The sequence below is a fragment of the Mycobacterium simulans genome (assembly GCF_900232995.1).
Lineage (GTDB): Bacteria > Actinomycetota > Actinomycetes > Mycobacteriales > Mycobacteriaceae > Mycobacterium > Mycobacterium simulans.
Genome location: NZ_OCVX01000003.1, coordinates 1388358 through 1402026, shown reverse-complemented (window position 1 = coordinate 1402026; position 13669 = coordinate 1388358). Strand labels below are relative to the sequence as shown.

The following is a 13669-nucleotide window of genomic DNA, read 5'->3' as shown; positions in this document are numbered from 1 at the left end:
CGCAAGGAGGGGGGGCGGCAGCGTCAGATGTGTATAAGAGCCGGGGTCTAGCGGCGGCAACAGCGGCTCTGATGGTTCGGGCGGCGATGGTGGTGCCGGCGGCACCGGCGGCGCAGCGGGTGCCGCAGGCATTGGCGGCAGCGCAGGTGCGGGCGGTGGGCTGATCGGGGCGGCTGGAGCAACGGGAACGGCCGGCAACGCGGGCTCCCCCGGCGCCGACGGCGTGGCGGGGCAGTCAGGCTCCTAGTGCCGGCAGGCTGCAAGCCCTGCTGGAAGGCTCTGCGAATCCGTGGGGCACCGGCGGCGTTGAGAATCTCTTCCAAGAATTCTTTGAGAATCCGTCAAGCCGCAGCCTAGAGGCTGAGGCCGTGCCTCAAACAGCCTCGATGCGAGCGGATCTCTCCGCTTTCGCCAGCGGACCGCTGCTGCAATTTCCCGTCGGCTCGGTCATCGGCTCTGTCATAGGTGATTCCGAACTCGTGCTAGTCCCTGGGATCGGATTCCAATCACTGTGCGCGGAGCATCTGCTTCCCTATGACGGCGTCGCGCACATCGGCTATCTGCACGGTGAAAACCACTTGGGTCCAGCAGAATTCGCGCGGATCGTGGCAGCGTGTTCAGGGGGCATTCAGGACCAGCAACGGTTCACCACCCGGATGGGCCTATGGCTGCATCATCAACTCGCCGCGCGCGGAGTGGGCGTTCTGGTAGAGGGCGGCTACACGTGCGCGACCGACCGCGGCGGTGCTCCGTTCGGTGGGCCGAAAACCACCCTGGCCTTCTACGGCTCGTTGCGCCAGAGCGCCGACGAGCAGCGTGAATTCCTCGCGCTGACCAGGCAAGAACTCGGAAGGGGAAAGTTTGGACATGAGTGAGATCGCTGTGGCCGAAGGCGTTCGCATCGCGACGGTACATCGAGCGGATGCGCCCATCGGCCGGACGGCAAGGTTTCATCTCCGCAAGCGCTTCGGCGATCTGCCATGCTGCCATCGCTCGTGGTCCCGTCAAGGAAAGCGCTTCTTCCTACACGGTTATGAGCGGATGTTCGAGATCGAGTTCGCCTGCGCGGAAACTGAACCCGGTACCGGCTTGGTGTTGGACACTCATTGCCTCAAGGACGTGCGGGCAGCGCTGCGGCGCCAGTTCGACCACACCACGCTGATCGCAGCGGACGATCCCCAACTCGATCTGTTCCAAATGCTGGCCGATCAGGGCGTCATCGATCTGCGCATCATGGACAGCACCGGGATGGAGGCATGCGCGGCATGGGTGTTCGACACCGTCGAGCGCATCGTCGGGAAGGCAACCGACGGCCGGGTCTGGGTGTCTCGAATCGAGGCACGGGAGAACCGCAACAACGTGATCACCCTGATGGCCGAGCCGGCCGATTGAGCCCGGCTCGACGCTGTGCCCTGCGAAGGAGCGGTATGCGGTAGCGGTTCGGTGATCGGCCGCGTTGGGACGTAGACCGTGGCGACCCGCGGCGCGCAAGCATCCAACTGCGAACGCTTGACTAATACCAGGTGACGACCAGCTCTTAGTGGTGTAACACTGAATGGCCACGATCACAGGCAACCCACGCGGCGAAAGGTCGGCGGACGTGACCGAGGAAATCGAATCAACAGGGCTCGCGGCTGCAGCGCGCGACAATCTCGCGGCCGAGCTTGCTCGGCTGCGGCAGCGGCACGATCGTCTCGAGACTGAGGTCAAAAACGACCGCGGCATGATCGGCGATCACGGAGACGCGGCCGAGGCCATTCAGCGCGCCGACGAGCTGGCCGTCCTCGCCGACCGGATCAATGAACTCGACCGGCGACTGAAGGGGGGCACAGCGCACGCAACCGGATCGGCAACGCTGCCCGGCGGTACCGAGGTGACCTTGCGGTTCTCCGACGGTGAAGTCGTCACGATGCACGTGATCTCCATCGTCGAAGAGACTCCCGTCGGCCACGAAGCCGAGACATTGACCGCTCGCAGCCCGCTGGGGCAGGCCCTGGCGGGGCGTCAACCGGGCGACACCGTGACCTACTCCACCCCGCAGGGGCCAAATCAGGTCCAGCTGATTGCGGTGAAGTTGCCGAGCTAATCCGCAACGGGACGCCGTTCGGGCCGTACCCCGTTAGACTTCCCACCGATGATTCCCCCAGAGCCTGCTGGCGCGCTCCCGCGCCAGCACCAGGGCCACCATCTGCATCTGACGACCCAGGTCACGCGGTTCGTTCTCACGGGGGTCTTCGCGGCGATCGTCGACTTCAGCGTCTACGTGGCTCTCTACAAGGGGTTGGGCCTACAGGTTGCCCTGTAAAAATTCATCAGCGTGGTCGTCGGCACCATTCCCGCCTCCCTGATCAACCGCCGATGGACATTTCAGGCGGCACCGAGCAGAGCCCGGTTTGCCGCGGTCATGGCGCTCTACGGGATCACCTTCGCCGTGCAAGTCGGGCTCAATCATCTGGTTCTTGCGATGTTGCACTACCGGAGCTGGGCCATACCCGTCGCATTCGTGATCGCCCAGGGCACCGCCACGGTGATTAATTTCATCGTGCAACGAGCCGTCATCTTCCGCATGCGCTGAGACTGGCCGGCAAGCGGTACGGCTCGTCATTGAGTGTGAACTGGTGGCATCGGGTGTGGGTCCTGGGCGACAATTCGGCCGGATCTCCGCCCTGGATGCTCACTCAAAGCCGAGAACGCACACTCGACAGCTGGACGCAAGCGTCCCGCATCGTCACCGGACCCAAGCTGGATCGTCCGGCTCCTCAGCTGGACGCAAGCGTCCCGCATCGTCACCGGACCAGCAGGTACCCTCTTTGACGATGTTGAGCGCCGACCTTTCCACCACCCCCACCCGGCTGACCGGGTGGGGACGCACGGCACCGTCGGTGGCCGAGGTGCTGCACACCCCCGATCCGGAGGTCATCGCCAAGGCGGTGGCCCGGGTCGCCGACTCGGGCGGCGGCCGGGGTGTCATAGCCCGCGGCCTGGGCCGTTCCTACGGGGACAACGCGCAAAACGGCGGTGGGCTGGTCATCGACATGACCCCGCTCTCACGCATCCACTCGATCAGCGCCGACACCAAGCTGGCCGACGTCGACGCCGGGGTCAACCTCGACCAGCTGATGAAGGCGGCCCTGCCGTTCGGGCTGTGGGTCCCGGTGCTGCCGGGAACACGTCAAGTCACCATCGGCGGCGCGATCGCCTGCGACATCCACGGCAAGAACCATCACAGCGCAGGCAGCTTCGGCAACCACGTGCGCAGCATCGAGCTACTGACCGCCAACGGCGAGATTCGTCACCTCACGCCCACCGGTGAGGACGCCAAACTCTTCTGGGCCACCGTCGGCGGCAACGGCCTCACCGGCATCATCCTGCGCGCCACCATCGAGATGACACCCACCGAGACGGCCTATTTCGTCGCCGACGGCGACGTCACCGCCAGCCTGGATGAAACCATCGCTTTGCACAGCGACGGCAGCGAGGCCAACTACACCTACTCGAGTGCCTGGTTCGACGCGATCAGCGCGCCACCCAAGTTGGGTCGCGCGGCCGTATCGCGTGGCTCGTTGGCCACCATCGAGCAGCTACCCGAGAAGCTGCAGGGCAATCCGTTGAAATTCGATGCGCCGCAGCTACTTACGTTTCCCGACGTGTTCCCGAATGGGCTGGCCAACAAGTACACCTTTGGGCCGATCGGCGAACTTTGGTATCGCAAATCCGGCACCTACCGCGGCAAGGTTCAAAACCTGACGCAGTTCTACCACCCGCTGGACATGTTCGGCGAATGGAACCGCGCGTACGGATCGGCCGGTTTCCTGCAGTACCAGTTCGTGATTCCGACGGAAGCGGTCGACGAGTTCAAACGGATCATCGGCGATATCCAAGCCAGCGGCCACTACTCATTTCTCAACGTGTTCAAGTTGTTCGGACCGGGCAACCACGCGCCGCTGAGCTTCCCGATGCCGGGCTGGAACATCTGCGTCGACTTTCCGATCAAGGCCGGCCTGAACGAGTTCGTCGGTGAACTCGACCGGCGGGTAATGGATTTCGGCGGCCGTCTTTACACCGCCAAGGACTCCCGCACCACCGCTGAAACCTTTCACGCCATGTATCCGCGCATCGACGAATGGATCGCCGTGCGCCGCAAGGTCGACCCCTCGCGGGTGTTCGCCTCCGACATGGCCCGACGCTTGGAGCTGCTCTAGATGGTGCACGATGGTTCTTGATGCCGTAGGAAATCCCCAGACCGTGCTGCTGCTCGGCGGTACCTCCGAGATCGGGCTGGCTATCTGCGAGCGCTACCTGCGCAACGCCCCCGCACGAATCGTGCTGGCCGCCATGCCCGACGATCCGAGCCGCGACGACGCGGTAGCCCAGATGAAGGCCGCGGGTGCGCGGTCGGTGGAGCTGGTCGACTTCGACGCCTTGGAGACCGATACCCATCCGAAGGTAATCGACCAGTGTTTCGCCTATGGCGACGTCGATGTGGCCATCGTCGCGTTCGGCTTGCTCGGCGACGCCGAAGAACTGTGGCAGAACCAGCACAAGGCCGTGCAGATCGCCGAAATCAATTACACCGCAGCGGTTTCCGTCGGAGTGCTACTGGGAGAGAAGATGCGCGGCCAGGGCTTCGGCCAGATCATTGCGATGAGCACCGTGGCGGGCGAACGGGTGCGCCGGTCCAACTTCGTCTACGGGTCCACCAAGGCTGGTCTGGACGGTTTCTACCTCGGATTGTCAGAGGCGTTGCGTGAGTATGGCGTTCGGGTTCTGGTGATCCGGCCAGGCCAGGTACGCACTCGGTTGAGCGCGCACATCAAGGAAGCTCCGCTAACCGTCGACAAGGAGTACGTAGCCAACCTCGCGGTGACCGCAGCGGCAAAAGGTAAGGAATTGGTTTGGGCGCCAGCAGCATTCCGGTACGTGATGATGGTGTTGCGTCATATCCCGCGGAGCATTTTCCGCAAACTGCCCATCTGAGCATGCCGAGCAGACGCAAAAGCCCCCAATTCGGGCCCGAATTGGGGGCTTTTGCGTCTGCTCGCGCCCGAAACGCACTGGCCACCCTCGGCCAGATGGCCCTTGCGGTGGCGGTGGCTGTCGTGGTCGCGGTGATATCGCTGAACGCGATCTCTCGCGTGGAGTGGCCGGCCTTCCCGTCGTCCAACCAATTGCACGCGCTGACCACCGTCGGCCAGGTCGGTTGCCTAGCCGGACTCGTCGCCGCCGGGTGGGCGTGGCATGCCGGCCGATTCCGGCTGCTGGCTCAACTATGCGGGTTGGTGTTCGTGTCCGCGTTCACGGTCGTGACGCTGGGCATGCCGCTAGGAGCCACCAAGCTGTATCTGTTCGGTATCTCCGTCGACCAGCAGTTCCGCACGGAATATCTGACCCGGCTCACCGACAGCGCCGCCCTGCACGACATGACCTATATCGGGCTTCCGCCGTTCTACCCGCCGGGCTGGTTCTGGATCGGCGGGCGGGCGGCGGCGCTAACCGGAACGCCCGCGTGGGAGATGTTCAAGCCCTGGGCGATCACGTCAATCACGATCGCGGTGGCGGTCGCGCTGGTGCTGTGGTGGCGCATGATCCGCTTCGAGTACGCGCTGCTGGTCACCATCGCCACCACGGCGGTGACGCTGGCCTACAGCTCGCCGGAGCCCTACGCGGCGATGATCACGGTGCTGTTGCCGCCGATGCTGGTACTGACATGGTCGGGCCTACGCGCCGACGCCCGCGAACGTCACGCCAGCGTGGCGCTCAACGCCGAGAGCCACGCTGGCGTGACGCTCGGCGACACGCTCGGCGGTCAAGGCTGGGCCGCGGTGGTCGGCGCCGGCATCTTCCTCGGCTTTGCCGCCACCTGGTACACGCTGCTGGTGGCGTACAGCGCGTTCACCGTGACGCTGATGGCGCTGCTGCTGGCCGCATCGCGATGGCGGCACAGCAAGAAGTCGGCGCTGGACCCACTACGCAGACTGGCCGTGATCGCCGCCATCGCGGTTGCCATCGGATCCACCACCTGGTTGCCCTACCTGCTCACCGCGGCCCAGGCACCGGTCAGCGACACCGGCAGCGCGCAGCACTACCTGCCCACCGACGGCGCCGTATTGACCTTCCCTATGCTGCAGTTCTCACTACTGGGTGCGATCTGCATGCTCGGCACCCTCTGGCTGGTCGTTAGAGCGCGATCGTCGGTTCGCGCCGGCGCATTGGCCATCGGCGTGCTGGCCGTCTACCTGTGGTCCCTGTTATCGATGCTGACCACGCTGGCGCGTACCACGTTGCTGTCGTTCCGGCTGCAGCCGACGCTGTCGGTGTTACTGGTTGCCGCCGGGACGTTCGGCTTCGTCGAGGCGGCTCAAGCGCTGTCCAAGCGCAGCCGAGCCGTCATGCCGGTGGCCGGTGCGATCGGGCTTGCCGGAGCGATCGCTTTCAGCCAGGACATTCCCGACGTGCTTCGACCCGACCTCACCATCGCCTACACCGACACCGACGGCTACGGCCAGCGCGGCGATCGGCGACCACCCAGCTCCGAAAAGTACTACTCGGCGATCGACGCAGCGATACAGCGCGTCACCGGCAGGCCCCGCGATCAGACCGTGGTGTTGACCGCCGACTACAGCTTCCTGTCCTACTACCCCTATTGGGGCTTTCAGGGGTTGACGTCGCACTACGCCAACCCGCTGGCGCAGTTCGACAAACGCGCCGCACAAATCGAGAGCTGGGCCAAACTCAAGACCGCAGACGAGTTCATCGGCGCCCTGGACAAACTGCCGTGGCCGCCGCCGACCGTCTTTCTGATGCGCCGCGGCACCAGCAACACCTATACATTGCGGCTGGCCGAGGATGTCTACCCCAACCAGCCCAACGTCCGCCGCTACACCGTGGAATTCAAGGCCGCGCTGTTCGCCGACCCCCGCTTCACTGTCGAGACCATCGGCCCCTTCGTACTGGCCGTTCGTAAGCCGGTAGCGAGCGCCTGATGGCTACCGAAACCTCACCCCGCGCCGTCGCAGAGCTAGCATCTACCTCCGTGAGCGACGCGGGTGCGAACTACCGGATCGCTCGGTTCGTCGCCGTCTTCGCCGGTCTGCTCGGGGCCGTTCTGGCGATCGCCACCCCGTTGCTGCCGGTCAACCAGACCACAGCCCAACTGAACTGGCCGCAGAACGGCACTTTCAACAGCGTCGATGCACCGTTGATCGGTTACGTGGCCACCGAACTGAACATCACGGTGCCCTGCCAAGCCGCCGCCGGCCTCAGCGGAGCGCAAAATACGCTGCTGTCCACGGTGCCCAAGCAGGCCCCGAAGGCGATCGATCGCGGGCTGCTCATCCGGCGCACCAATGACGACCTGGTATTGATAGTCCGCAATGTCCCGGTAGTCAGCGCGCCGTTGAGCCAGGTGCTCAGCCCTGCCTGCCAGCGTTTGACCTTCACCGCGCACGCCGACAGGGTGACCGCCGAATTCGTCGGGCTGACGCAGGGACCCAACGCCGAGGATCCCGGCGCACCGCTGCGCGGCGAGAAAAGCGGCTACGACTTCCGGCCCCAAATCGTCGGCGTATTCACCGATCTGACCGGCCCTGCGCCACCGGGCCTGAGCTTGTCGGCGACGGTCGACACCCGCTACAGCAGCTCCCCCACGCCGCTGAAAATGCTCGCGATGGTACTGGGGGTGGTGCTCACCGGCGCCGCCCTGGTCGCGCTGCACATCCTCGACACGGCCGACGCCACCCGGCACCGACGCTTCCTGCCGCCGCGCTGGTGGTCGATCGGCGGTCTGGATGCCCTGGTCATCACCGTGCTGGTGTGGTGGCATTTCGTCGGGGCCAATACCTCCGACGACGGATACATACTGACCATGGCCCGGGTATCCGAGCACGCCGGGTACATGGCGAATTACTACCGCTGGTTGGGAACCCCCGAAGCGCCGTTCGGCTGGTACTACGACCTGCTGGCGCTCTGGGCGCACGTCACCACCGCCAGCATCTGGATGCGGCTGCCGACGCTGGCGATGGCGCTGACCTGCTGGTGGGTGATCAGTCGCGAAGTCATCCCCCGGCTGGGGCATGCGGTCAAGCGCAGCCGGGCCGCGGCGTGGACGGCGGCCGGGATGTTTCTGGCGACCTGGTTGCCGCTCGATAACGGTCTGCGGCCGGAGCCCATCATCGCCCTGGGCATCCTGCTCACTTGGTGTTCGGTAGAGCGCGCTGTGGCTACCAATCGGCTGCTGCCGGTGGCGACGGCCTGCATCATCGGCGCACTGACCCTGTTCTCCGGACCGACCGGCATCGCGTCCATCGGCGCATTGCTGGTCGCGGTCGGTCCACTGCGGACCATCGTGCACCGCCGCTCCAGGCAGTTCGGCCCGCTACCGCTGTTGGCGCCAATTCTGGCCGCGACCACGGTCACCGCGATCCTGATCTTCCGCGACCAGACCCTCGCCGGCGAGATGCAGGCGACAGCCCTCAAGCGGGCCCTCGGGCCAAGCCTGAAGTGGTTTGACGAGCACATCCGCTACGAGCGGCTGTTCATGGCCAGCCCCGACGGGTCGGTGGCCCGGCGCTTTGCCGTGCTGGCATTGATCCTCGCGCTCGCGGTAGCGATCGCAATGGCATTGCGCAAGGGCCGAATTCCGGGCACCGCAGCCGGGCCGAGCCGCCGCATCATCGGCATCACCGTCATCTCGTTCCTCGCCATGATGTTCACCCCCACCAAATGGACACACCACTTCGGGGTGTTCGCCGGGCTGGCCGGCTCGCTCGGGGCGCTGGCCGCGGTTGCAGTGACGGGGTCGGCGATGCGCTCGCGACGCAACCGCACCATGTTCGCCGCGGTGGTGTTGTTCGTGATGGCGCTGTCATTCGCCAGCGTCAACGGCTGGTGGTATGTGTCCAACTTTGGTGTGCCGTGGTCGAATTCGTTCCCGAAATGGCGGTGGTCGCTTACCACTGCACTACTCGAACTCACGGTGGTGGTGTTGCTGCTGGCGGCATGGTTCCACTTCGTCGCTACCCGTGACGGCCCGCCCAAGACCCGATACGGGGCACGTCTGGCCGGAATCATCCAGTCCCCGTTGGCAATTGCGACGTGGTTGCTGGTGCTTTTCGAGGTTGTATCGCTGACCCAGGCGATGATTACCCAGTACCCGGCATGGTCGGTGGGACGCTCCAACCTGCAGGCTGTGCCCGGTCTCGCGACCGGCCGGACCTGCGGCCTGGCCGAGGACGTACTGGTAGAGCAAGACCCCAACGCCGGCATGTTGACGCCAGTGACCGCTCCGGTGGCCGACGCGCTGGGAGCCGGACTGTCGGAAGCCTTTACTCCCAACGGTATTCCCGCCGACGTCTCCGCCGACCCGGTGATGGAACGTCCGGGCGACCGCAGTTTCGTCAACAACGACGGGCTGATCACCGGAAGCGACCCCGGCACCGAAGGGGGCACTACCGCGGCACCGGGAATCAACGGCTCGCGTGCCCGGCTCCCCTACAACCTGGATCCGGCTCGCACACCGGTACTGGGCAGCTGGCGGGCCGGCCTACAGGTGCCCGCCATGCTGCGCTCGGCGTGGTACCGGCTGCCGCCCCGGGAACAGTGGGGCAAGGCACCGTTGCTGGTGGTCACGGCCGCCGGTCGGTTCGACCCGCGGGAGGTCCAGGTGCAGTGGGCCACCGACGACGGAGCGGCGAGCGGGCATCCCGGTGGCTCAATGGGTTTCGCCGACGTCGGCGCGGCGCCGGCCTGGCGCAACCTGCGGGCGCCGTTGTCGGCGATCCCGAGCAACGCGACCCAGGTTCGCCTGGTCGCCGACGATCAGGACCTGGCCCCGCAGCACTGGATCGCACTCACTCCGCCGCGAATTCCGCAGGTGCAAACGCTGCAGGATGTGGTGGGCTCCAAGGACCCGGTCTTTCTGGACTGGCTGGTAGGCCTGGCCTTCCCGTGTCAGCGACCGTTCGGCCATCAATATGGCGTCGACGAGACGCCGAAGTGGCGCATCCTGCCCGACCGGTTCGGCGCCGAGGCCAACTCACCGGGGATGGACAACAACGGGGGCGGCCCGCTGGGCGTCACCGAACTGCTGGTGCATGCCACCACCGTGGCCAGCTACTTGAAGGACGACTGGTTCCGGGACTGGGGCGCTTTGCAGCGGTTGACGCCCTACTACCCCGACGCCCAGCCCGCCCGTCTGCAACTGGGAACCGTTACACGCGGCGGTCTGTGGAATCCGGCACCGCTGCGTCGCGGGTAAGTCGCGGGTAAGTAGTGGGCAAGAAGCACCGTTGCCGTTGAGCCGGTGCGGATTTCATAACCGATTTCACCAACGATTTACCAAATTCCCTATTAGATAACTGACAGTACGGTAAATTCCTGCCCACCAGAGAACCGCGCTGATCTCATCTCAGTCAACCGACTCCGTGCGGTTTGGATCGGAAGGGAGTCGATGACCGAAACTGCACAGCCAACTCACGCCTGCACAACCCTCGACGCCATTCAGAGCCTGTTAACCAGCACACGACTTCTCGTCGAACCCACGCAGCGCGTTGTCTTTGACACCCTTCCTGCCGAGGTCCGTCATGTCGCCGGCTTTCATCTGGGATGGTGGGATGCCGACGGCGGCAACAAACCGGCGGGCGGCGGTAAGGCCATACGACCCGTGATGACGTTGACTTGTGCGCGCGCGGCGGGCGGCCCGGCACATGCGGCGATTTCAGCCGCGGTCGCGGTGGAATTGGTGCACGACTTTTCGCTGCTGCACGACGACATCATGGATAGCGATCCGACGCGGCGGCATCGACCCGCAGCGTGGGCCGCGTTCGGAGTGCCGAGAGCGCTGCTGACCGGTGACGCCCTGCTGGTGTCGGCGTTGCAGCTGGTCAATAGCGGAACGGCCGGAGAGGTTCTCCGCGCCGCCGTGCTGGAATTGTGCGCCGGCCAAGCCCACGACTTGGCTTTCGAACACCGCGTCGACGTGAGGCTGCCGGAATGCTTACGCATGGCAGAACAAAAGACGGGTGCGTTGTTCGGCGCGGCGTGCGAGTTGGGCGCACTTTCGGTCACTGACGACCTGCCAGTGGCCGGCTGGTATCGCCAATTCGGGCGCCAATTGGGGATCGCTTTTCAGCTGATCGACGACGTACTCGGGATTTGGGGATGCGAATCGGTCACGGGCAAGCCCGTGTATTCGGATCTGAGATCTCGAAAGAAATCGTTGCCGGTGGTCGCCGCCCTGACTTCGGGCACGGCAGCGGGCCGTGAATTGGCCGCCCTTTATGCGCGCGCCGACGCGCTTACCGAAGACGAATTGTCAGACGCTGCGGGCCTGGTGGAATCCGCCGGTGGTCGAGCGTGGGCGGAGGCCGAGGCCGCCCGCCGTCGCCACCACGCGCTTGACGTGCTTGGTACAGCGAACCCAGATCCGAGCGCGGCAAACGATCTGCGGGCCCTGGCGGACTCGATCACCACACGGGTGCGTTGATGAGCGACGGTTTCCTCCCGCCTGTCGAGCACGTGGTATTGCTCGACGAGCGCGGCGGCGCCGTTGGCGTTGCCGACAAGGCCACCGTCCACACTTCGGCCACTCCCCTGCACCTGGCGTTTTCCAGCTATGTGTTCGATCCCCAAGATCGGGTGTTGATTACCCGGCGCGCCGCCACGAAACGTACCTGGCCCGGGGTGTGGACCAACAGTTGCTGCGGTCACCCGCTGCCCGGCGAATCGCTGCCCGACGCCATACGCCGCCGGCTGGCCGCCGAACTCGGACTTACTGCCACCCATGTGGACCTCATCCTGCCGGGGTTCCGCTACCAGGCCACGATGCCCGACGGCACAGTGGAAAACGAAATGTGCCCGGTATACCGGGTCCAGGTCGTCGAGCATCCCCAGCCGAATTCCACAGAGGTCGACGCGGTCCGCTGGATGCCATGGGAACAGTTCGTTTCCGACGTCACCACCGGCGTCATCGTCCCGGTATCCCCGTGGTGCCGCGAACAACTCGAGCTCCTGACCAATCTGGGAACTCGACCGGCGCGGTGGCCGGTCGCTGACGACGTTCGGCTGCCCACCGCCGCGCTTCAAATACGACCCACCGAACCCGGCAGCCCCAGGCGATCGGCGGACGTATGAGTCGGCCGCGCGTTCGTCCCGAAGTCGCGCTCGGCGTCATGTGCCTCAGCAATTTCGTCGCCAGCATCGATGTGACGATCGTCAATGTCGCTTTGCCGACGTTGTCGCGCGATTTGCGTGCCGACAACGCCGAACTGCAGTGGATCGTCGACGCGTATTCCTTAACTGCCGCGGGATTCCTGTTGACGGCGGGCAACCTCGGCGACCGTTACGGCAGGCGCGGGTGGCTTATCGTGGGTTTGGCCATTTTCGGTGTGACGTCGGCGGTCGCCGGCAGCGTCGGATCGGCCGAAGCACTTATTGCGGCCCGCGCCGCAATGGGATTGGGCGCGGCCACCATATTTCCGACGACGCTGGCACTGATCACCAACGTCTTCGTCGATCCGACTCAGCGCGCCAAGGCAATTGGGCTGTGGTCGGCGATCGCGGGCCTCGGTGTGGTTGTCGGCCCGATCGCCGGAGGCTGGCTGCTGGGACAGTTCCCGTGGGGATCGATCTTTTGGATCAACGTACCCATCGCCGCGGTGGCCATCGTCGGGGCGGCGCTGTTCGTCCCCACCTCGCGCGACCCGGCTCGCCCACCGCTCGACTTCCCCGGACTATTCCTGTCCGGGATCGCCGTCACCGCACTGACCTACACGATCATCGAGGCACCCAACGTCGGCTGGACCGGCGGCCGCACCCTGACCGGGTTGGCCGGCTCAGCCGTCATGCTCGCCACGTTCCTCTGGCATGAACGACGCACCTCCCACCCGATGCTGGACCTCTCGATTTTTGCCGATCGGCGGTTCGCCGGCGGAAGCATTGCCGTCACGACGGCCTACCTGACTCTGTGCGGGTTTGTCTTCGTCATGACGCAGTATCTGCAATTCGTCACTGCATACACGCCGTTCCAAACTGGCCTGCGACTGCTTCCTCTCGCGCTTTCGTTCGCCGTCGCCAGCATCCTGGCCCCGCGATTCGCCGGGCGCTTCGGCACGCCCTCGGTGGTTGCCGGCGGATTGGCAGTCTACGCAGCCGCGATTGCATGGTCAGGCACGTTTGACACCAGCACGCAGTATCTGGTGATCGCGGCGGCGATGGCGTTGCTCGGTGGCGGACTCGGTTTCACCATGGCGCCGGCGACCGATGCGATCATGACCTCGCTGAGCCCGGCTACCGCAGGCGTCGGCTCGGCGGTGACCGGCGCCACCCGACAACTCGGCGGAACTCTCGGTGTAGCGATCATCGGCAGCGTGTTCGCCTCCGTCTATACAGAGAAACTGGACCGCAGCACCGCGCTTTTCTACACCACTCCCCGAGCGCACGGCTCGATGCGGCAGTCGATGGCCGAAGCCGAGCGGGTACTTGGGCAGCTGCCCGCGACGCAGGCGCAGAGCGTTCGCCACGCCGTCGAGTCGGCGTTCCTCGACAGCGTGTGGGCGAGTTGCCTCGTGTGCACGGCTGTCGCAGCGGCCGCCGCGGCCGCCGTCGCTGTCGTGCTGCCGCGCAACGTGATCCAGGCGCACCATTCCACAACGCAAATCACAACCTGAAGGAC

General features: G+C 65.3%; 10 protein-coding genes and 1 pseudogene. All 11 read left to right on the top strand.

Going from position 1 to position 13669, the window contains the following annotated elements:
* The first annotated feature begins 368 nt into the window (after nt 1-368).
* The 11 genes and pseudogenes from MSIMFI_RS07030 (at nt 369) to MSIMFI_RS06980 (ending at nt 13664) form a co-directional block, all read left to right on the top strand.
* Complete coding sequence (locus MSIMFI_RS07030) at nt 369-875, top strand: GTP cyclohydrolase I (RefSeq protein WP_191496671.1); 507 nt, start codon at nt 369-371, stop codon at nt 873-875.
* A complete protein-coding gene (locus tag MSIMFI_RS07025; protein WP_191496670.1) occupies nt 868-1392 on the top strand; it encodes a 6-carboxytetrahydropterin synthase in 525 nt (174 codons plus the stop codon). Before MSIMFI_RS07030 ends, MSIMFI_RS07025 begins: the two co-directional genes overlap by 8 nt.
* Before the next feature lie 208 nt (nt 1393-1600).
* The gene (locus tag MSIMFI_RS07020) at nt 1601-2086 is read left to right on the top strand and encodes a GreA/GreB family elongation factor (RefSeq protein WP_186245299.1); all 486 of its coding nucleotides are present in this window, start codon (nt 1601-1603) and stop codon (nt 2084-2086) included.
* Between the two features lie 48 nt (nt 2087-2134).
* Nucleotides 2135-2575, top strand: a pseudogene (locus MSIMFI_RS07015) (GtrA family protein).
* A 241-nt stretch (nt 2576-2816) separates the two neighbouring features.
* Nucleotides 2817-4202, top strand: coding sequence for an FAD-binding oxidoreductase (locus MSIMFI_RS07010; protein WP_191496669.1), 1386 nt, complete (start codon nt 2817-2819; stop codon nt 4200-4202).
* Between the two features lie 10 nt (nt 4203-4212).
* Nucleotides 4213-4977: a decaprenylphospho-beta-D-erythro-pentofuranosid-2-ulose 2-reductase gene (locus tag MSIMFI_RS07005; protein ID WP_191496668.1), complete on the top strand. Its 765-nt coding sequence runs from the start codon at nt 4213-4215 to the stop codon at nt 4975-4977.
* 2 nt (nt 4978-4979) lie between these two features.
* Entirely contained in the window at nt 4980-6983 is a 2004-nt protein-coding gene (locus MSIMFI_RS07000) for a galactan 5-O-arabinofuranosyltransferase (RefSeq protein WP_191496667.1), read from the top strand.
* Nucleotides 6983-10255 carry an arabinosyltransferase domain-containing protein gene (locus MSIMFI_RS06995; RefSeq protein WP_191496666.1) on the top strand — a complete coding sequence of 1091 codons (3273 nt, stop codon included), beginning with the start codon at nt 6983-6985 and terminating at the stop codon, nt 10253-10255. The genes MSIMFI_RS07000 and MSIMFI_RS06995 overlap by 1 nt, the downstream gene beginning before the upstream one ends.
* Before the next feature lie 192 nt (nt 10256-10447).
* Nucleotides 10448-11482 carry a polyprenyl synthetase family protein gene (locus MSIMFI_RS06990; protein ID WP_191496665.1) on the top strand — a complete coding sequence of 345 codons (1035 nt, stop codon included), beginning with the start codon at nt 10448-10450 and terminating at the stop codon, nt 11480-11482.
* Nucleotides 11482-12129, top strand: a complete 648-nt coding sequence (gene idi, locus MSIMFI_RS06985) for an isopentenyl-diphosphate Delta-isomerase (protein ID WP_186245306.1) — start codon at nt 11482-11484, stop codon at nt 12127-12129. The genes MSIMFI_RS06990 and idi overlap by 1 nt, the downstream gene beginning before the upstream one ends.
* Entirely contained in the window at nt 12126-13664 is a 1539-nt protein-coding gene (locus MSIMFI_RS06980; RefSeq protein WP_191496664.1) for a DHA2 family efflux MFS transporter permease subunit, read from the top strand. The genes idi and MSIMFI_RS06980 overlap by 4 nt, the downstream gene beginning before the upstream one ends.
* The last annotated feature ends 5 nt before the right edge of the window (nt 13665-13669 follow it).